Origin of the sequence: Rhizobium jaguaris (genome assembly GCF_003627755.1) — a bacterium.
GTDB classification, from domain to species: domain Bacteria; phylum Pseudomonadota; class Alphaproteobacteria; order Rhizobiales; family Rhizobiaceae; genus Rhizobium; species Rhizobium jaguaris.
In genome coordinates this window covers 2,167,337-2,187,311 of the sequence record NZ_CP032694.1, presented here as the reverse complement: position 1 = coordinate 2,187,311, position 19,975 = coordinate 2,167,337, and the positions used below count along the sequence as shown (strand labels likewise).

Sequence of the window (19,975 nt, the reverse complement as noted above, 5' to 3'; positions counted from 1 at the left end):
TTCTCCCGCGCATGAAAATGAAAGCAATCATTCCATGAAAACCGATATCAAGCTGGTCGATTATCTGGCGGTTCGCCGATCCATTCCTGCTTTTCAAATGACCGAACCCGGCCCAGATAAGGCCGAAATCGAAGATATCCTGCGGCTCGCTTCGCGCGTCCCGGATCACGGCAAGCTGGCCCCCTGGCGCTTTATCGTCTATCGCGGCGAGGAGCGGGCGCGGATCGGCGAGGAACTATTGAAGCTGGCGCTGGAAACCAAGCCGGACTTGTCCGAAGAGATGATCCAGGTCGAGCGCACGCGTTTCACCCGCGCTCCGGTCGTCATCGCGGTCGTCAGCAAGGCGGGACCGCATTTCAAGATTCCGGAATGGGAACAGTTGATGTCAGCCGGTGCGCTCTGCCTCAACCTGCTGATCTCGGCCAATGCGCATGGCTGGGTATCGAACTGGCTGACCGAATGGTTCGCTTACGACGAGCGTGCCTATCCGCTGCTTGGCGTCCAACCAGGCGAAAAGGTCGCCGGCTTCATCCATATCGGCTCTTCGACCTTCCCGTCGACGGAACGCCCGCGACCGGAACTGACTGAGACCGTGACCTGGATCGGCGGAGAGGACACGTGATGTTCTACACGACAGATACCAATCAGCACGGCTTGGCCTATGATCCCTTCAAGGCCATCGTTGCGCCACGGCCAATCGGCTGGATCGGCAGCAAGGGCAGGGACGGCTCGCTGAATCTTTCGCCCTACTCCTTCTTCAACGCGGTCAGCGACCGGCCGAAGCTGGTGATGTTTTCGTCGATGGGCCGTAAGGACAGCGTTCGCAATGTCGAAGAAACCAATGTCTTTACCGCCAATCTCGTCAGCCGCAACCTCCTCGAAAAGATGAATCATTCGTCGACCGCCGTACCCTATGGTACCGACGAGTTCTCGCTGGCCGGACTGACCGCGAAACCCGGTCGACTGGTCGACGCTCCCTATGTCGCCGAAGCCTTCGCTGTACTTGAATGCCTGGTGACGGAGGTCATGCGGCCCAAGGGTCTCAGCGGTGAGCCATCGGAAAATATCATGGTCTTTGGCCAGGTTGTGGGCATCCATATCGATGAAACGATCATCCGGGATGGCCGGCTCGACATGGCGCTCGCACGGCCCGTCGCACGCATGGGCTATATGGATTACAGCGAGGGCAGCAATGTCTTCGAACTGCTGCGTCCGAGGACGCCATGATATCGGCGCCGTCTCGCTCGCGCATTAGTGGTTAATAAATAAGGTAAACGACCCGTAAACCTTTCATCATTAACGTATCTGATGTGAGTTTGCGGGTCGGGAATCGTCCCGCCGATATCGGGGCGTTACGTGATCATAGAAGCATTTCTCCGTTGGGCCGAGACCGCCAAGGCAGAGAGCAGGGCGAGGGCGGCCAATGCCCTTGGTCGCGCTTATCTTCAATCGGAAATGCCACGGGAAGAGCGTGCCGCCGCCGAGATGGCGATGACCTATATGCTCGACGATCCGTCGCCGCGCGTGCGCTTGGCACTTGCCGAAGCCGTGGCGCGTTCTCCGGATGCTCCGCGCAACGTCATCCTGTCTCTGGCGGAAGACCAGCCGGAGATCGCCGGATTGATCATTCTATTTTCACCGGTGTTCACCGATGCCGATCTTGTCGATCTTGTGGTACGTGGCAGCAATGTGACGCGTGTCCTGGTCGCCTCGCGCGGGCGAGTGTCACGGTCGGTTTCTGCTGCACTTGCCGAAATCGGCGGCGAAACCGAAACCCTTTGCTTGCTAGAAAACGATGGCGCCTCGTTGTCGCGCGCCTCGTTAAAACGGATTGCCGAGCGCTTTGGCGACAATGCAGAGATCCGCGGCCTGCTTCTTGACCGCGACGCTTTGCCTTCGGATGTTCGCCACCTGCTGATGCGGCATGTCAGCGAGGCATTGGCGGGTTCAAATCTGGTCCAGGCCACGATCGGCGCAGCCAGATTGCAACATGTAAGTCGCGAGGCCAGCCAGGCAGCCACGGTTTCCATGGCCGGGACAGTACAGCACGAGGATATTCCCGATCTGGTCGAGCACCTGCGGGAGGTTGGCTGGTTGACGCCCGCTTTCCTCATGCATGCGCTTTGTTCCGGCAAAGTGGATTTCTTCGCCGGCGCGATTACCAGCCTTTCCACCTGCGACGAGGGGCGCGTCCGCTCCATCCTTTCCACCGGCCGCGTCTTTGCCGTCCGTGCGCTTTATGAGTCTGCGGGCTTGCCGCGCGACATCAGCACCGTCTTTGTCGAGGCGACATTGATCTGGCGTGAGGCGTCGCGCACGCACGGTAGCACTATGCTGGAAAATGTTTCGGCCCGGCTGATGCGTAAATTCCACCTCGCCGAACAATCTCCTGCCGCGGCAATTCAATTGCTCGATATGGTGGAGAAGCTCGCCAATGCCGAGCGACGGCGGACTGCGCGTACATTCGCGGCGCTGGCGGCTCTTGCCGCAGCGTGATATTAATTAGCGATGTGTCTTTTAGGATTTACCTTGCCGCTGACCATCACTGTTGAATCACCGCGCCAAGAGGGTGTTATCCGTCTCCTGGATATGTCGAGTGCTTATGCACAATCGCTCTATCCGCCGGAAAGCAATCACATGCTTGATCTCGAGTCACTGGAGAGGCCGGAAGTGACCTTCTGGGTCGCACGGCTCGATGGCGATATAATTGGCTGCTGCGCGCTGGTCGAGGCGGGTGATGGCACCGCGGAGATCAAACGCATGTTTGTCGACCCGCTGGCTAGGGGGCGCAAGGTCGCACAGATGCTGATGGAAGCGCTGGAGGACACGGCGACGGAAAGAAACCTGACGGCGCTACGGCTCGAAACGGGCATATATCAGCCGGAAGCAATCGGCCTCTATCGCAAGGCCGGCTACACAGAGATCGAACCGTTCGGCAGCTACGAGCCTGATCCACTCAGCCTGTTCATGGAAAAGGCGCTTCCGCGGAGCTGAGCGCAGGTTCAAAAGAGCGGACCGGTCTTTGTGCGTTCAAGTAAATGCGCGGGCATGCTGAAGCAGGTCACCGAAAGCTGCCTGATCAAAACGGATACTCCAGTCAGCCGTCCGAACCATCCCGGATACGCAATTGCAGCTCCGGCTCCTGAGCGTGCTGCTCCTCGCTCAATTCCGCTTCGCGGATCCATTCACGCCAGATGGCGACGATGATGGCCATGAGCACTGGGCCGATGAACAGGCCGAGGAAGCCCATGGTCTTTACGCCGCCGACGAGGCCGAAAAAGGTCGGCAGGAAGGGCAGCTTGATCGGGCCGCCAACGAGCTTCGGCCGCAGCGTCTTGTCGACGACGAAAAGTTCGACGGTGCCCCAAATGAACAGCCCGATACCGGCCCAATGCGAGCCGCTGGCAATCAGATAGATGGAAACCAGCGACATGGAGAGCGGTGCGCCGCCGGGCACCAGCGCCATAACCCCGGTTAGGACGCCGAGGGTGACCGCCGAAGGCGCGCCCGCGATCCAGTAGGCGACGCCTAGCACGACGCCTTCGCCGATAGCGATCAGTGTCATGCCCATGACCGTGGAGCTGATCGTTGCCGGGATCACGCGGGAGATGCGCTCCCAGCGGTTCGGCAGGATGCGTTCACCCAGGAGATCGACCTGACGGACGAAATTCGCTCCGTCACGGTATATGAAGAACAGGGCGATCAGCATGAACAGCAAAGTCAGCACGACATGGAAGGCACCGCCGCCAGCAGCAAGTACGGCCCGGTAAATATTGCCGATATGAGCGCCGCTGACGAGCTGTGCCAATTCTCCAATGGAACCGGGACTGCCGACATATTGAGTCCATTGATCGCCAAGCCACGAGCCGACGATGGGCAGCGCCAGAATCCATTCCGGCGGCGGAGCTCCGTCGCGGTTGACGTGCACAGCCCAGGCAAACCATTCGCGCACCTCGCCCACCATATAGATGGCCGAAAGCACGATCGGCAGCACTAAGAAGGTGACGATGAAGGCGATGGCAATGGTTGCTGCAAGTGTCGTATTGCCGTTGGTGCGGCGCACGAGGTCGCTATAAAGCGGCCAGGTGGCGAAGCCGATCACCGCGGCGGCCAGCACCGGAATAAGGAAACCGTAGAAGAAATAGATGCCGGCGGCCGCAATCAGGATCAGCAGCCAACGCGCCGCCGAAATCGACGGAATAAGGGCCATGCGCGCGGGTGCGCTCGGCCCCAGCCACCGCGGTTCCCTTGGCTTATGACGTTCGAATACACCCACCGGACTTGCTTCACTCTTTTTATTAGATCAACCGGTTATGGGGTATGATCTAGGCTGTTTCAAGGGCCACCACCTGAAAGCCTATATAATCCGTTGCCGTGACAGCCGGACGACTACCGATGCGAGAATAGTCCGCTGATCATTGCGGCCGGCGGATCACCTTGAAGGCAAAAAACTGCGTCTTCTGCGTCGGATTGAAATTGTTGTCGGCAACGAAGATCAGCACATCCGTGCCATCCTTCGCCTTGCCGAAGGTGACACCCTCAATGTTGTCGGGCCTAAGGCCGAGAGCGCGCAGATCCATCACCTGGGTCTTGCGCACCGGCACGATGCGCTGATCAGTCTTGGCCAGGGAAGGAATGTTCGAAACGTCCGTCGCGCCGTCGAGATCGAACATGTTGATGACGACCGAGTTACCGACATCCTGCCCATAGCCGCGTTCGATCGACAACGCGTGCCGGTCGTCCAATGCAACGATCTCCGACATGCCGAAATCACTCCAGCCGCCGGCCTTGGCGGCCGCTTGCGGGATCGGCGAGACCGGATAGACATATTGCGCCTTCTGTTCGCCCGTGGCCGCGTCATAGCGGATGAGGCGGGCGAGCGCACCATTGGTCAGCGTCGTCATCGGTCCGTCCTGATAGAGCGCGGATTCCATACCGACGAGAAGGTCGCCACCCGAAAGGAAGGTCAGGTTCTCGAAAGCAAGGTTGTCGCGGATGCCCGTGCTCTTGTCGGCGGTCGGCGCAAAGCCCGCGGGCAGCGGCAGTTCGCGCACGAAGCTGCCATCACGATTGGTGACGCGGACGAAAGGCGGCAGAAGCGCCTTGCCGTCGCCTTCGCTGCTCCAATAGATGCCGTCCTTGCCAATGCGGATCGACTCCGAATCAACCGTGCGAATGGCGAAAGGCTCGCCATTTTTGTCTTTCAGGGTCACGTGATCGAGAACCGTCACGCCCTTGAGGCCGGCCGCGCTGACATCGATGTCGAGATCGTAGAAGCGCGCCGGCGCTTTTTCGGAGCGGTCGTCGCTGATGGAGATGTAGTGGCCGGTCGAAGGATCGAAGTCGATGCCGGAGAGGCCTCCGACTTCAACACCGTTTTCCATGAAACCTGTCGGAATGTCGTATTCGCCGAGATAGGAGAGGCTGATACCAGCATCGCAATCGCCGAAGGGGCAGGGAACGTCAATCACCCTACCGATATCCGTGGCGCGGGCGGCTGAGCCGACAAGAAGAGCAGCGGCGGCAGTCATCAAAAAGGGCTTCAACATGGCGATATCGTCACATCCGGGTTAACGAGTTGGCGGGGTCACGAGTTGGCGGGTTCGCAGAGATGCCGCATCTATGCATCCGCCCGTGACGCTATCGTTACGGATGTCGGCCAATTCGATAAAAATATCGCGAAGTCGTTGTCGCGTGATCGAGAACCCTGGCTGTCAGATATCCAGATTCTCCGCAAATGCCGCGCGTTCCTGAATGAAGCGGAAACGGGCGTCGGCCTTGGTGCCCATGAGATTATCAACGGCTTCACGCGTGCCTTCGAAATCCACCTCGTCGATCTCGACGCGCAACAGCGTGCGTTTCGACGGGTCCATTGTCGTTTCCTTGAGCTGGGCGGGAAGCATTTCGCCAAGGCCCTTGAAACGACTGATCTCGATCTTGCCTTTTCCCTTGAACTCGCTCTCCATCAGCTCCAGCCGATGGGCGTCGTCGCGGGCATAGATGGATTTCGACCCCTGAGTGATCTTGTAGAGCGGTGGCACGGCCAGAAAGAGATGGCCGCCGCGGATCAGCTCAGGCATTTCCTGATAGAAGAACGTGATCAGCAGCGAGGCGATATGGGCGCCGTCGACGTCGGCATCTGTCATGACGACGATGCGCTGATAGCGAAGATCCTCTTCGCGATATTTCGAGCGCGTGCCGCAACCGAGCGCCTGGACAAGATCGGCGATCTGCTGGTTGGCAGACAGTTTTTCGCGGCCGGCGCTGGCGACGTTGAGGATCTTGCCGCGCAGTGGCAGGATTGCCTGGTTGGTGCGGTTGCGTGCCTGCTTGGCAGAGCCACCGGCCGAATCACCTTCCACCAAGAAGAGTTCGGCGCCTTCGGCGGTATTTTGCGAGCAATCGGCGAGTTTGCCCGGCAGGCGCAGCTTGCGCACTGCCGTCTTGCGATTGACCTCTTTTTCCTTGCGACGGCGCAGGCGCTCCTCGGAGCGCTCGATCACCCATTCGAGCAGCTTTTCGGCCTCGGCCGGATTGTCGGTGAGATAGTGATCGAAGGGATCGCGAAGCGCGTTTTCGACGATGCGCTGCGCCTCGACGGTCGCCAGCCTGTCCTTGGTCTGCCCGACGAATTCCGGCTCGCGGATGAAGATGGAAAGCATGCCGACGCCGGAAATCATCACATCGTCGGTGGTGATGCCGGCCGCACGCTTGTTCTGCGTCATCTCGGCATAGTTTTTCAGACCCTTCGTCAGCGCGATGCGCAGGCCCGCCTCGTGCGTACCGCCTTCGGGGGTTGGGATGGTGTTGCAATAGGAATGGATCTGCGGATCGCCGCCGTACCAGGTGATCGCCCATTCCAATGAGCCATGGCCGCTTGCCTTCTCCGACTTGCCGGCGAAAATCTCGCGCGTGACGGTGAACTCATTGCCCATCGTCGCCTTGAGATAATCCTTCAGGCCGCCTGGGAAATGGAAGACAGCCTTTTCGGGAACATCGCCGCCCGCCGGTACCAATTCGGGATCGCAGCTCCAGCGGATTTCGACGCCGCCGAAAAGGTAGGCCTTAGAGCGCGCCATACGGAAAACGCGGGCCGGATCGAACTTAGCATGCTCGCCGAATATCTGCGGATCGGGGTGAAAACGGACGCGGGTGCCGCGGCGGTTATGGACATCGCCGAGCTCCTCCAGACCGCCTTGCGGCAGACCGCGCGAAAAGCGCTGGCGATAGAGCTTGCGATTGCGCGCTACCTCGACTTCGAGATCATCAGACAGTGCATTGACGACGGAGACGCCGACGCCGTGCAAGCCGCCCGAGGTCTCGTAGGCCTTGCCGTCGAATTTGCCGCCGGCATGCAGCTTGGTCATGATGACTTCGAGCGTCGATTTGCCCGGCACCTGCGGATGGTTTTCAACCGGAATGCCGCGGCCGTTGTCGGTGACGGTCAGATAGCCCCTCTGGTCGAGATACACTTCGATGAAATCGGCATGGCCGGCGACGGCCTCGTCCATGGAATTGTCGATGACTTCGGCGAAGAGATGATGCAACGCCTTCTCGTCCGTACCGCCAATATACATGCCGGGGCGCATGCGCACCGGCTCCAGTCCTTCGAGGACGCGGATCGAATTCGCGCCGTATTCTTCGGCGGGCGAAGTTGTCGGCGCGGCGCGTGGAGCAGGGGTTGCCGCAGGCGTTTCAGCCTTGACGACCGGCTTGTCGGCCGCTTCCGGTTTCGGCGAAAGGGGCAGTCCGGAAAAAAGATCGTTGCTGTTATCCATGGAGCTGTTCAGATTTGTCCTTGACGGGGTCATACCCCAAAATCACCGCATTTGCCGTCAGTTTCGCGAATCATCGTGATTCTGCCAGAAACGGCGCGCGAGCGCGACGGCGCCCCAGCGACGGGGCAAATTCGGAAAAAAGATTTGCGTTGCCGGGCTGCGAATGGCAAGCCCGTGGGCCTATCGAGGGAAGTGTCCGCATGCGAATGTCCACAGCTCATTTGTCGATTTTAGCCGCAATTGCGGCGTTTTTGCCATTGGCGGTCGCGACGGGTGCCGCCGCCGAGGTCCTGAAGCCTTTCAAGGACGATCTGTTTTCCAATCAAACGGTCCTCGAAAGCCATGACAATGGTGCTTTCCAGACGATCGACTATCAGGAAATGCGCGACATCAACGGCCGCGACGAGGTGCCGGAACGGCGCGTCAAGCCGGCCTATGTCGCAACCGGCGTGCGCTGGCAAGCGCAACAGGACGAGACCTTGCCGCTCGGCGACCGCAAGCTTGACGTCACCCGCATCGGCCCGGCATCCAAGCAAGCTTTTACGGTGATCTTCATTCACGGCCGCGGCGGCGATCGCAGGCTGGGGTCGAACGACTATACGTTCGGCGGCAACTTCAACCGGCTGAAGAACCTCGCCTACAACAATGGCGGCACCTACTATGCTCCGAGCGTAAAAAGCTTCGATAGCGACGGCGTCGCGGACATCGCGGCCCTGATCCGCTATTCCTACGAGCAATCCGGCGGCAGACCCGTCATCCTCACCTGCGCCTCGATGGGTAGCTTCATCTGCTGGGGCATCACCCGCGACGCCGAAAGCGTCAAACGTCTGAAAGGAATGGCGATTTTAAGCGGGGTGACGGATCCGGATTTCATCCAGAGCGCTTTCTACAAGGCGAAATTGCCGATCTGGTTTACCCATGGCAGCAAGGATCCGGTCTACGCCGCTACCAACCAGGAGGCTCTGTTCGAAAAGCTTTACAAAACGCATTACCCGGCGCGGTTCACGCTGTTTGCTACAGGCAATCATGGCACGCCGGTGCGTATGACCGACTGGCGACGAGTGCTGAATTGGATCATTGATCCACAGCCGTCATGATTCTTTTCGGAAAAATTTCGAATTATTTTCGGAAAAGCGATTTTTCAAACGATTTGAACTCCTTCCAGCCTCTTTCGACAACTTTTCTTTCCGCTCTAGTTTTGTTAGTGCGGCAGAGAGGTGACGGGGGAAACGCTGAATGGCAACAAAAATACGACCGCTTCTGGCGGGAAACTGGAAGATGAATGGCACACGGGCCAGCCTCGACCAGATCAAGGCGATCGCTGACGGGGTGAAGGCGCCACTATCCGAAAAGATCGACACGCTGCTCTGCCCGCCGGCGAGCTTGCTCTACGTCGCAACGGCACTCTGCGACGATAGTCCGCTGGCGATCGGTGCGCAGGACTGCCATCAGCAAATCAACGGCCCGCATACGGGCGATATTTCCGCCGAGATGATCGCGGACTGCTTCGGCACCCATGTCATCGTCGGTCACTCCGAACGGCGCAGAAACCATGCGGAAAGCGACATGCTGGTGCGCGCCAAGGCGGAAGCGGCTCATGCCTTTGGCCTGACGACTATCATCTGCATCGGTGAAACGGCCTACGAGCGCAACAGCGGTCAGACACTGGACGTCCTGAAGCGCGAACTCGGTGCCTCGGTCCCCGAAAGTTCGACCTCGGAGACGACCGTTATAGCCTACGAACCGGTATGGGCGATCGGCAGCGGCCAAATTCCCACGCGCGCCGATATCGAGGAGGCACACGCCTTCATGCGCGACGAGCTCGTCGAACGCTTCGGCACAGATGGCCGGAACATTCGTCTTCTGTACGGCGGCTCGGTTAACGGCGACAATGCGGCCGAGCTGCTTGCCATCTCCAATGTCAATGGTTTGCTCGTTGGCGGCCACAGCTTGAAAGCCGTCGACTTCCTTGCCATCTATGGCGCATTCGAACGGCAGTTCGCCTGAAGGTTTCACTTGGCCGGATTCCAATCTCAAAAGGACTTGGAATAGGCGAGAGCCTCATGTAAAGAGCCGCGAGCTTTTCTTTTTGATGCCCGCACCCGTGGGCAGGACTGGACCTATGCAAACCGTACTGCTTGTCATCTATCTCATGGTTGTCATCGCCCTTATCGGCGTGGTGCTGATTCAGCGCTCGGAGGGCGGCGGCCTGGGCATCGGCGGCGGATCGGGCTTCATGTCGGCACGCGGCACGGCCAATGCGCTGACCCGCACCACGGCTATACTGGCCGCACTGTTCTTTGCGCTGGCGCTGGGTATGAATGTTTACTCGCGCTTCGAGGGACGTCCGACCGACATTCTGAACCGCATTCCGAGCACTGCGGGTCAGGGCAACGGCATTCTCGATTCGCTTGGCGGCCAGAAGGGCGCTGCACCGGCAGGCGGTCAGTCCCAGCCGGCCAACAATACCGGCGTCCCGAACAGCGGCGTGGTTGCTCCGCAATCCCAGACGACGCCACAGCCCGCCCCGACGACCACCCAGCAGGCACCAGCCGCAACCACGACGCAACCGGCTCCGGCTGCTACCGGTCAGCAGACGGCTCCCGCTACGGGTCAGCAGACGGCGCCCGCGCCGTCGACCACTACGCCGGCCCAGGGCGGCAACGGCGTTCCGACCGGCCAGTAAGCCCGGTCAGCTACTAAAATCCTCCGGCAGGTCTTCGGATCTGCCGGTTTTGTTTTGTCCATATTCCGCGTTCTGTAGCCAAAATTCCGGAAACGAATTTTAGGGCTAGCGGAATCATTTGTGAAAAGGTATCCGGTGACTCCCATGGCGCGATATGTATTCATCACTGGCGGCGTGGTTTCTTCCCTCGGAAAAGGAATTGCGGCCGCGGCTCTCGGAGCGTTGTTGCAGGCCCGTGGTTATCGGGTCCGCCTGCGCAAACTCGACCCCTATCTGAACGTGGACCCGGGCACGATGAGCCCGACCCAGCACGGCGAAGTGTTCGTGACCGACGACGGCGCGGAAACCGACCTCGATCTCGGCCACTACGAACGCTTCACCGGCCGTTCGGCGACCAAGACGGACAACATCACCACGGGTCGTATCTACAAGAACATCATCGACAAGGAGCGCCGCGGCGACTATCTCGGCGCCACCGTTCAAGTCATTCCGCACGTCACCAATGAGATCAAGGATTTCGTGACCGAGGGCAATGACGACTATGATTTCGTCATCTGCGAGATCGGCGGCACGGTCGGCGATATCGAAGCCATGCCTTTCATGGAGGCGATCCGCCAGCTCGGCAACGATCTGCCACGCGGCTCGGCCATCTACGTTCACCTGACGCTGATGCCCTATATTCCGGCCGCCGGCGAATTGAAGACCAAGCCGACGCAGCATTCCGTCAAGGAACTGCAGGCGCTCGGCATTCATCCCGACATCCTGCTGGTGCGCGCCGATCGGGAAATTCCCGAGGCCGAGCGCCGCAAGCTTTCACTGTTCTGCAACGTCCGTCCGTCCGCCGTCATCCAGGCGCTCGACGTCGCCAACATCTACGACGTGCCGATGGCCTACCACAAGGAAGGCCTCGACAATGAGGTGCTGGCCGCTTTCGGCATCGAGCCGGCGCCGAAGCCGCGGCTCGAACAGTGGGAAGAAGTCTGCAACCGCATCCGCACGCCGGAAGGCGAGGTGACCATTGCCATCGTCGGCAAATATACCGGCCTCAAGGATGCGTATAAATCGCTGATCGAAGCGCTGCACCATGGCGGCATCGCCAACCGCGTCAAAGTCAAGCTCGAATGGATCGAGTCGGAGGTCTTCGAAAAGGAAGATCCGGCACCCTATCTCGAAAAGGTACACGGCATTCTCGTGCCCGGCGGCTTTGGCGAACGAGGCTCCGAGGGCAAGATTCATGCGGCCCGCTTCGCCCGCGAGCGCAAGGTGCCTTATTTCGGTATCTGTTTCGGCATGCAGATGGCTGTCATCGAAGCTGCCCGCAATCTCGCCGGCGTCGATCACGCGTCCTCTACCGAATTCGGTCCGACTAAGGAGCCGGTTGTCGGCCTCATGACGGAATGGCTGAAAGGCAACGAACTGCAAAAGCGCACGGAATCCGGCGATCTCGGCGGCACGATGCGTCTTGGCGCCTATAAAGCTGCGCTGAAAAAGGGCACGAAGATCTCCGAAATTTACGGCTCTACCGACATTTCCGAGCGCCATCGCCACCGCTATGAAGTCAACATTGACTACAAGGAACGGCTGGAAGATTGCGGCCTCGTCTTCTCCGGCATGTCGCCGGACGGCGTGCTTCCGGAAACGATCGAATATGCGGATCATCCGTGGTTCATCGGTGTCCAGTATCATCCGGAATTGAAGTCCCGCCCGCTCGAACCGCATCCGCTGTTCTCGAGCTTCATCGAAGCGGCGACGGAGCAGAGCCGACTGGTCTAAGGGCGGCAAATCGCTTGCGATAGTCGCTGGGACTGACCGCAAGCCTCTCCCGAAAATGATGGCGCATGGTGGCGAGTGATCCAAATCCGCTCGCCACCGCTACATCGTCCAGCGAAATGGCGGTCTGCTTTTCGAGCAGGTCTCGGGCACGCCGCAGCCGCTCGCTCAACAGCCATTCGCCCGGCGCCATTCCGGTGGTCGCCTCGAAACGGCGTTGGAAGGTGCGTACGCTCATGCCGGCCCGCGCCGCAAGCGCGGCAATGGGCTGCTCTTCGTGCAATCGCTCGCGCATCCATTCAAGCAACGGACCTAGCCGGGCGCCCTCGCGCTGCCTGAGAACCGGGGTTTCGATATATTGCGCCTGGCCGCCTTCGCGATGAGGCGGCACCACGAGACGGCGGGCAACACTGTTGGCGATATCAGGTCCGAAATCCCGGCGCACGACATGGAGGCAAAGATCAATAGCGGCCGCACTTCCGGCGGCGGTCAGCACGCCATCTTCATCGACATAAAGAACATCGGCATCGACGGTGATGTCCGGGTAGCGCGCAGCAATGGAATCGACATAGCGCCAATGTGTCGTCGCCTTTCGGCCTGCGAGCAATCCTGCCGCAGCGAGGACCGCCACGCCGGAACATAGCGACATGACGCGAACGCCACGGCGGCTGGCCGCCTGCAGCTCGGCGACTAGCGGGGCAGGGACCGGCGTCCCGATGCCACGCCAGCCTGGCACGACGATCAAATCCGCATCCGCAATAGCCTCAAGTCCGTGATCGACCTGCACCGTGAGTCCGCCGGCGGCGCGCAGCGGGCCATCCTCGATCGCGCAAGCGGAAAAGCGGTACCAGTCATCACCCATCTCCGGGCGCGGAAGGCCGAAGATTTCGTAGGCAACGCCGAATTCGAACGTGCACAGTCCGTCATAGACGAGGGTGACGACATGCGGGCCGAGAAGTTTGGGGCTATCAGCGTTTGGCATGATATTGACGCTATATGGCATTTCGGCCAATTTCAACCGCGGGGCCGCTCAGGCATCAATGCATCGAACCAAAGAAGGAGCGTTCCATGTCCCTAGTCAGCGAAATCCCCGCAGCAGCCCCGAACCTCGTCGCCGAACACTATGCCCGGAGGCTTGCCTTCGAAACTGATTGCTCCGACGTGTATCAGGCCATAACATCTGGCAATGCGGATTTCGTACTGCTTGACGTCCGCGGGCCAGCCATGTTCCAGGAGCAGCATATCCCCGGCGCGATCAATCTGCCGCATGGTAAGATGACCGCCCGGAAGATGGCGGAGTGGCCTGAAGACACGCTGTTTGTCGTTTATTGCGCCGGACCACATTGCAATGGCACTGACAAGGCGGCGCTGCGCCTGGGCACACTCGGCAAGCGCGTAAAAGTGATGATCGGCGGCATCACCGGCTGGGCGGATGAGGGCAAGCCGTTCGAAGTAGGCTGACAAATCGACAAGACAAACCCGGCATACGTCGGGTTTTTCTTATACCCATAAATAAACCTCCACCTATGGTGGAGGACTGGACGAGTTCTACACGGTAGTTGAGAGACCTCCTGCTTGAACCGCTGGCGCGGCCCAGACTTCGAACAAGGAGGTTCTATGGATGAGCAAACGCTCTCGCATGCGACGTGGGACTGCAAGTATCACGTTGTTTTTGGCAGCAAATACCGAACGAAAAGACTCTACGGGGACGTACGGCGTGAGTTGGGAGAACTCTTACGTCGGCTGGCACAGCAGAAAGGCTGCCAGATCGAAGAGGGTCATTTGATGCCCGACCATGTGCATATGTTGATATCGATCCCGCCGAAATACTCGGTTGCGCATATTGTCGGCTTTTGAAGGGCAAGACAGCCCTTTACGTTGCCAACAAATATGCGCGCAAGCGCCGCTACAAGGGTTATCACTTTTGGGCGCGCGGGTATTTCGTATCGACGACGGGCTACAACGAGCAGGTCGTCAGACAATATATCCGTAATCAGGAAAAGGCCGACAAAGCTTCCGACTTTGCCGACCTCTTCAATCGTAGCTACTAAGCGCTAACAAAACCGCTTCTAGCGGTTCAAGCGCAGCGTTTCAAACCTCCACCTTTGGTGGAGGTTATGACTTTTTCCACGATACAACGGCTCCGCGACTACGTCATTTAACAGTCGCGCGGTCCCCGTTTCCATGGCACTTTGCCGGTCAGCATAATGGGAACAAACAGATGATGCTCAATCCATTTGACGACCGGATAGAACGGTCGAAGACCAAGATTGCCGTCACCTATATTGTTCTGATTGCGTTCAACATTGCTGCCTGGACTTGGGCATGGACCGCATTTGCCGACAGGCCGTCGCTATTGGGTACCGCGTTTCTCGCCTATATGTTCGGCTTGAGGCACGCATTTGATGCCGACCACATTGCGGCGATCGACAATGTGGTGCGCAAGCTGATGCAGGAGAGGAAGCAGCCCTATTCTGTTGGTTTCTTCTTCTCGTTGGGTCACTCGACCATCGTCGTGCTCGGATCGATCGTGATTGCCGCGACAGCAGCAGCAATGCAAAGCCGGCTCGACACATTCCATGATATCGGAGGTGTGATCGGTACGGCGGTCTCTGCCGCCTTCCTGCTTCTCATCGGCATTGCCAACCTGTTCGTGCTCAAGGGCGTATGGTCAGCCTTCAACCGCGCGCGAAGAGGCAAAAGGCTTGTCGACGAAGACCTCGACGCCTTGCTGGCGGGCGGCGGTTTCCTGGCGCGCGTCTTCCAGCCGATGTTCCGGGTCGTAACGCGGTCCTGGCATATGTATCCGATCGGTTTTCTCTTCGGTCTCGGTTTCGATACGGCGACGGAGATCGGCTTGCTCGGCATTTCGGCAGCCCAGGCAGCGCAAGGCATCTCCTTCTGGACGATCCTCGTCTTCCCGGTGCTCTTCACCGCCGGCATGTCGCTGATGGACACCAGCGACAGTATATTGATGACCGGCGCCTACGGCTGGGCTTTCGTCAAACCGGTGCGCAAGCTCTGGTACAATCTGACAATTACCGCGGCTTCGGTCGTCGTTGCCGTCTTCATCGGCGGTATCGAGGCGCTAGGGCTGATCTCGGACAAGCTCGGCCTCGAAGGCGGCGTCTGGAGCTTCATCGGCGATCTCAATGACAATCTCGCCAATTTCGGCTTTGCCGTTGTCGGTATCTTCCTGCTGAGCTGGCTGGTTTCGACCATCCTCTACAAAGCCAAGGGTTACGACAGCTTGCAGATCAACCGCTCCTGACGCATCATCGTTTTCATAGATTTATATAGCTGCGGCTGGAATTTATCGCCCGTGGCCACAGTTATATTCGATGAGGGGGCACAATCATGATCCAGACTACCGGGTTTCTCGGCGCTGCCGTCGTCGTCGTTCTGTGCGCTGTCGGGGCCGATTCAGCCCTGGCACAGACCACAGGTTGTTCGCTGCGGCCGGCGGTCAGCACTCAGCGCCAGACCCTGAATTGCGAACCGGGCCTCAGTATCACCATTGAACGCGGAGCAAGTTACCAGTTCACGGACCGCAATCGCGATGGCCGCGTGGATGCCATCGTGCTCAATAGTAGGGCGGCGCTGGTCGATGTCGATAGCAGCCACATACGAGGAGGGTTCGAAGTGATAACGCCGCAAGCGATCGCTGCCGTGCGCGGCACGCGATGGGCAGTCGATGCACAACGCGGCAAGACATCAGTGCTGGTGCTGCGAGGCCGTGTCGCCGTCAACAAGATTTCGACCGGGCAGGGCGTTACGCTTGGACAAGGGCAGGGCGTCGACGTTGATCGCGGCCACAGCTCTCTGCATATCACCAATTGGGGACAGCCACGTATAAACGCGTTGATGGGCCGCCTCGGCCAGTGAGATCCTGACTGTCATGCGCAGACCACCGCTGCACACGCTGATTGCGCTCGTCTTGACTGCCGTCTGGGGTGCAGGCCTCGGCATCGCCAATCTGCGGGGCGACATTCCGGTTATCGACGGTGCCGAAGCGACGCTGACCAATCTCAGGAATGTGCTCGTCGGTAGCCGGCAACCACCCGATGTCGTTACCATCGTCGCCGTCGACGATGAGACTTCGCGTCAGGCCGGCCACTATCCTTTGCCGCGCGCCACTCTTGCGAAGATCGTCGATGCTATCGCCGCACAGAAGCCGAAAGCCATCGGGCTCGACATGCTTTTGGTCGATCCCGGCACGGAGGCGGACGACGCGGCGCTGGCGCAATCACTGAAGCGGACCAATGCCGTGCTCGCCGCCGCCGGCGTCTTCCCCGAAAGCCGCCAGCGTGTTGCCGAGGACAGCAACGAGCCTCTTGCGCGCGTACCCAGCGCCCTGCAATTCCTGGAACCACAGCAGCGGTTCGCGGAAGCCGCGACCTATGGCGTCGTCAATGTCCAGACAGACAAGACCGGGACGCCTCGCTTCGTGCCCATGCTGTTTCGAAGTGGCGAGCGGATCGAGCCATCCTTCTCGCTGCGCCTCGTCTCGGTGGCGACAGGTGAACGTACAACCGTCATCTCCGACCATATCAAGCTCGGCGACCGTTCGGTGCATACCGATACCGGTTATCTCATGCCGCTATCGTTCTACGGTCCGCGCGGCACGATCCGCACCATCGGCGCCAATGCGGCGTTGAACGGGCAATTGCCGGAGGAGGCTATCAAGGACCATGTCGTCATCATCGGCGCCACCGTTACCGGCGGTGGCGATGTCTTTCCGACACCCTTCGATCCAGTGTTGCCGGGCGTGGAAGTTATCTCCACATCGATTACCCATTTGATTGCTGGCGACGGGTTGATCCGCGACCACCGCGTGCGCCTCATCGACCTCGGCTTTGCCATAGGCCTGCCGTTCGTTCTCGTTAGCCTGCTTACCTGGCGGCGCAACACCATCGGCCTGATCATGGCGCTCTGCGTCATCCTTGCCTGGCTGTCGATCAACCTCAGCGCCTTCAAACATGGTATCTGGCTGAGTGCCGCCGTGCCGATCGCGGCGGCCATGCCGCCGGCGTTGCTGTTCGGCGCCGCGCAGCTTTGGCTCGGCCGCAAACAGGCCAGCCATTTTGCGCAGCAGAGCGAACTCCTGCAGCGTATCCAGGCGCCGGGTCTTGCCGAATATCTTGCCCGCGATCCCGGCTTTCTGGCAGAGCCGGTGCGGCAGGAGGCGGCTGTTGTCTTCATCGATCTCAACGGCTTCACCGGCCTCAGCGAGGCGATCGGTCCAACGGCGGTACGCGAGCTGCTGAACGGCTTTTATGATCTTGTCGACGAAGAAGTGACAGCCTGTGGCGGCGCCATCACCAGCTTCATGGGTGACGGTGCGATGATTCTCTTCGGCCTGCCGCACCCGAAACGGGACGACCCTGCCAATGCGGCACGCTGTTGCATTCGCCTTGCAGACCGGATGAGAGGGTGGCTTGGAGCGCTGCCGGAAGCGATCGCCTCTCGCATCGGCTTCAAGATCGGCGCGCACTTCGGCACCGTCGTCGCCTCGAGGCTCGGCGGCAGAGGCCGTCAGCAGATCACCGCAACGGGCGACACCGTCAATGTCGCCAGTCGCTTGATGGAGGTGGCCGCCCGCAATAATGCCGAGATCGCCATTAGCAACGACCTGCTGCTATCGGCCGGACCCGACAGCGAGCCATATCTGGAAGGCAGGCTCGATGGTCCGATCGAGGCAAATTTGCGCGGTCGCACCGGTTCGCTGGCCGTCTGGCTGTGGCGCAGCCAGTCATGACTCCGAAAAACAGAACGCATTAACAAAGCGCTTTATCTTCGTTGGCTACTCTCTGTTCCTCCAGGGCGTGCTTCTGCTCAAACACCTCGAACATTTTCTGGAAACGCGGCGAGTCGCGCAGCGAATCCAGATCGGAATCATTGCTGAACCAGAGCACCTGGTAGGCCGAACTCAGCGGCAGCAATCTCTCCAGCAGATCCAACGCCGCGTCGTGATCGCCGAGCACGGCATAGGCGCAGGCAACATTGTATTGGGCACAGATGTCGTCCGGATCGATCGTGAGGGCACGCGCCGCCCATTCCCTGGCACGTGCGGCCTCGCCAAGATGCGCAAGGGCGATAGCGCCGCGATGGGCGGGGCCGGAATTTTCCGGGTTGAGATCTAGCGCCCGCTCGGCACGTTCGATGCCGATTCTCGCCCAGTGCTCCAGCTCTTCCGTCTTCCCGAGCGAGCGGAACGCGCTGATCAAATGCACGGGCGACAAATAGTCGTCGGTGCGAATGGTGGCCGCACGCTCGAAATAGTGCACTGCCTCCTCGAACCGGCCATGCATGAACAGAAAGCGGCCATAGTGGAAATTCGCCTCGTAGAGATTTGGCTGCAGCGCCATGGCTCGGGCGAAGGCGGCGGTTGCTGCTTCGTTCAGGCCGCTCTGATGCAGAGCCAGACCATGCGAAGCATAGGCCTCGGCCAAATCAGGATCGAGTTCCAAAGCCTTGGCGCTCATCGCCATGATGCTTTCCAGCGGGTATTCACGCGGGCTCCAGTCCCTCAACGCCGAGTCGCAATCGGCGATACCGGCATAGGCACGGGCGTAATCCGGATCCAGCTCGACGGCCTTCAGGAACATTCGCCTCGCCAATAGCAAGTAGGACCGCGTCCACGCGTGTGAGAACTGCCGGCCTCGAAGGTAATAGGTATAGGCTTCGATATTGGCGGTCGGCTCGCTCTCGATCGCCTTCTTTTCCTCCGGCTGCAGCTTGATCTTCAGTTGATCGACGATCGCATGGGTGATCTCGTCCTGGATGGTGAAAATATCGGTCAGGTCGCGATCGAAGCGGCCGGCCCAGAGATGCGCGCCGTTGCGGGCGTCGATAAGCTGACCGGTGATGCGCACACGCTGGGCGGCCTTACGGACGCTGCCTTGCAGAACGAAATCCGCGCCGAGCTCCTGTGCAATCTGCTTCACTTTCACCGACTTGCCCTTGTAGGTGAAGACAGTATTGCGGGCGACAACGTTGAGGTCCGAGATCTGCGAGAGATCAGTGATGAGATCCTCGGTAATCCCGTCGGAGAAATACTCCTGCTCTTGGTCGTCGCTCATGTTGACGAAGGGCAGCACGGCCACCAGCCGCTTGCGGCCATCCCGCGCAGGCAGAGCGACGACCGACGAGGTCGTCGGCGCATTGAGAGACACCGTATAGACGCGGACGGTATGGGCGATGTTCTTGAGGGAATGCTCGCCACGATCCTCGAAGGAAACACCGAGACGGGAGCCGACATGATCGCGCACCGAAGCGGATACGGCTATACCACCCGGCTCGGCAATGGCTTCGAGGCGGGCCGCTAGATTGACGCCTTCACCAAAGATATCGCCGTCCTCGACAATGACGTCGCCGAGGTTGATGCCGATGCGCAATTCGATGCGGCGCTCCTGCTGTACATCCTCGTTCCGCGTCAGCATATCGCGCTGGATTTCGGTGGCGCAGGCAACCGCGTTCACCACGCTCGAAAATTCGACCAGCATGCCGTCACCGGTGTGCTTGACGATGCGCCCTTTATGTTCGGTGATCCTCGGGTCCAGAACTTCGGCACGATGCTGCCTCACCGCTGCCAGCGTGCCGGCCTCGTCCGTTCCCATCAAGCGGCTGTAGCCCACGATGTCGACAGCAAGAATGGCAGTCAGTCGGCGCTCCAAGTGCCCCCCGAATACATCCTGTGGTCTAAGGCTACAGTTTACGCCGATATTGTCACAATGTCGTG

At 59.7% G+C, this 19,975-nt stretch carries 17 protein-coding genes and 1 pseudogene; 13 read left to right on the top strand and 5 right to left on the bottom strand.

Annotated elements, in window-relative coordinates; genetic code table 11:
- Nucleotides 1-34: 34 nt before the first annotated feature.
- The 4 genes from CCGE525_RS10705 (at nt 35) to CCGE525_RS10690 (ending at nt 2,994) form a co-directional block, all read left to right on the top strand.
- The gene (locus tag CCGE525_RS10705) at nt 35-622 is read left to right on the top strand and encodes a nitroreductase family protein (RefSeq protein ID WP_120704227.1); all 588 of its coding nucleotides are present in this window, start codon (nt 35-37) and stop codon (nt 620-622) included.
- Nucleotides 622-1,227, top strand: coding sequence for a flavin reductase family protein (locus CCGE525_RS10700; protein ID WP_120704226.1), 606 nt, complete (start codon nt 622-624; stop codon nt 1,225-1,227). The genes CCGE525_RS10705 and CCGE525_RS10700 overlap by 1 nt, the downstream gene beginning before the upstream one ends.
- Nucleotides 1,228-1,341: 114 nt before the next feature.
- Nucleotides 1,342-2,496, top strand: coding sequence for a DUF2336 domain-containing protein (locus tag CCGE525_RS10695; protein ID WP_120704225.1), 1,155 nt, complete (start codon nt 1,342-1,344; stop codon nt 2,494-2,496).
- Between the two features lie 12 nt (nt 2,497-2,508).
- Complete coding sequence (locus tag CCGE525_RS10690) at nt 2,509-2,994, top strand: GNAT family N-acetyltransferase (RefSeq protein WP_120704224.1); 486 nt, start codon at nt 2,509-2,511, stop codon at nt 2,992-2,994.
- A gap of 103 nt (nt 2,995-3,097) precedes the next feature.
- On the opposite strand, the gene CCGE525_RS10685 is transcribed toward CCGE525_RS10690, so the two are convergent.
- From CCGE525_RS10685 to parE, 3 genes are all read right to left on the bottom strand, one after another.
- Nucleotides 3,098-4,276: an AI-2E family transporter gene (locus CCGE525_RS10685; RefSeq protein ID WP_120704223.1), complete on the bottom strand. Its 1,179-nt coding sequence runs from the start codon at nt 4,274-4,276 to the stop codon at nt 3,098-3,100.
- Nucleotides 4,277-4,415: 139 nt separating this feature from the next.
- Nucleotides 4,416-5,549 carry an esterase-like activity of phytase family protein gene (locus CCGE525_RS10680; protein WP_120704222.1) on the bottom strand — a complete coding sequence of 378 codons (1,134 nt, stop codon included), beginning with the start codon at nt 5,547-5,549 and terminating at the stop codon, nt 4,416-4,418.
- 165 nt (nt 5,550-5,714) lie between these two features.
- Entirely contained in the window at nt 5,715-7,778 is a 2,064-nt protein-coding gene (parE, locus tag CCGE525_RS10675) for a DNA topoisomerase IV subunit B (protein ID WP_120704221.1), read from the bottom strand.
- 200 nt (nt 7,779-7,978) lie between these two features.
- Here parE and CCGE525_RS10670 point away from each other — a divergent pair, with 200 nt between their 5' ends.
- From CCGE525_RS10670 to CCGE525_RS10655, 4 genes are all read left to right on the top strand, one after another.
- Nucleotides 7,979-8,875 (top strand): alpha/beta fold hydrolase domain-containing protein, encoded by an 897-nt coding sequence (locus CCGE525_RS10670; protein WP_120704220.1) that lies wholly within the window; start codon nt 7,979-7,981, stop codon nt 8,873-8,875.
- Nucleotides 8,876-9,014: 139 nt separating this feature from the next.
- Nucleotides 9,015-9,785: a triose-phosphate isomerase gene (tpiA, locus tag CCGE525_RS10665; protein ID WP_120704219.1), complete on the top strand. Its 771-nt coding sequence runs from the start codon at nt 9,015-9,017 to the stop codon at nt 9,783-9,785.
- Between the two features lie 115 nt (nt 9,786-9,900).
- Nucleotides 9,901-10,464, top strand: a complete 564-nt coding sequence (secG, locus tag CCGE525_RS10660) for a preprotein translocase subunit SecG (RefSeq protein ID WP_120704218.1) — start codon at nt 9,901-9,903, stop codon at nt 10,462-10,464.
- A gap of 144 nt (nt 10,465-10,608) precedes the next feature.
- Nucleotides 10,609-12,237 carry a CTP synthase gene (locus tag CCGE525_RS10655; RefSeq protein ID WP_120704217.1) on the top strand — a complete coding sequence of 543 codons (1,629 nt, stop codon included), beginning with the start codon at nt 10,609-10,611 and terminating at the stop codon, nt 12,235-12,237.
- On the opposite strand, the gene ftrA is transcribed toward CCGE525_RS10655, so the two are convergent.
- On the bottom strand, nt 12,200-13,237 hold the full coding sequence (ftrA, locus tag CCGE525_RS10650) for a transcriptional regulator FtrA (RefSeq protein ID WP_120704216.1): 1,038 nt from the start codon (nt 13,235-13,237) through the stop codon (nt 12,200-12,202). The genes CCGE525_RS10655 and ftrA overlap by 38 nt on opposite strands.
- A 65-nt stretch (nt 13,238-13,302) precedes the next feature.
- On the opposite strand from ftrA, the gene CCGE525_RS10645 reads away from it, so the two are divergent.
- The 5 genes and pseudogenes from CCGE525_RS10645 to CCGE525_RS10625 all read left to right on the top strand — a co-directional run bounded on the left by CCGE525_RS10645 (nt 13,303) and on the right by CCGE525_RS10625 (nt 17,992).
- Nucleotides 13,303-13,695 (top strand): rhodanese-like domain-containing protein, encoded by a 393-nt coding sequence (locus CCGE525_RS10645; protein WP_120706365.1) that lies wholly within the window; start codon nt 13,303-13,305, stop codon nt 13,693-13,695.
- 156 nt (nt 13,696-13,851) lie between these two features.
- Nucleotides 13,852-14,285, top strand: a pseudogene (gene tnpA / locus CCGE525_RS10640) (IS200/IS605 family transposase).
- A 170-nt stretch (nt 14,286-14,455) separates the two neighbouring features.
- Nucleotides 14,456-15,505 (top strand): HoxN/HupN/NixA family nickel/cobalt transporter, encoded by a 1,050-nt coding sequence (locus CCGE525_RS10635; protein ID WP_120704215.1) that lies wholly within the window; start codon nt 14,456-14,458, stop codon nt 15,503-15,505.
- Nucleotides 15,506-15,591: 86 nt separating this feature from the next.
- Nucleotides 15,592-16,119 (top strand): FecR domain-containing protein, encoded by a 528-nt coding sequence (locus tag CCGE525_RS10630; RefSeq protein WP_120704214.1) that lies wholly within the window; start codon nt 15,592-15,594, stop codon nt 16,117-16,119.
- Nucleotides 16,120-16,132: 13 nt separating this feature from the next.
- The gene (locus tag CCGE525_RS10625) at nt 16,133-17,992 is read left to right on the top strand and encodes a CHASE2 domain-containing protein (RefSeq protein WP_120704213.1); all 1,860 of its coding nucleotides are present in this window, start codon (nt 16,133-16,135) and stop codon (nt 17,990-17,992) included.
- Nucleotides 17,993-18,011: 19 nt separating this feature from the next.
- Here CCGE525_RS10625 and CCGE525_RS10620 read toward each other — a convergent pair whose 3' ends face one another.
- Nucleotides 18,012-19,910 carry a TPR end-of-group domain-containing protein gene (locus CCGE525_RS10620; RefSeq protein ID WP_162950151.1) on the bottom strand — a complete coding sequence of 633 codons (1,899 nt, stop codon included), beginning with the start codon at nt 19,908-19,910 and terminating at the stop codon, nt 18,012-18,014.
- Nucleotides 19,911-19,975: the final 65 nt, after the last annotated feature.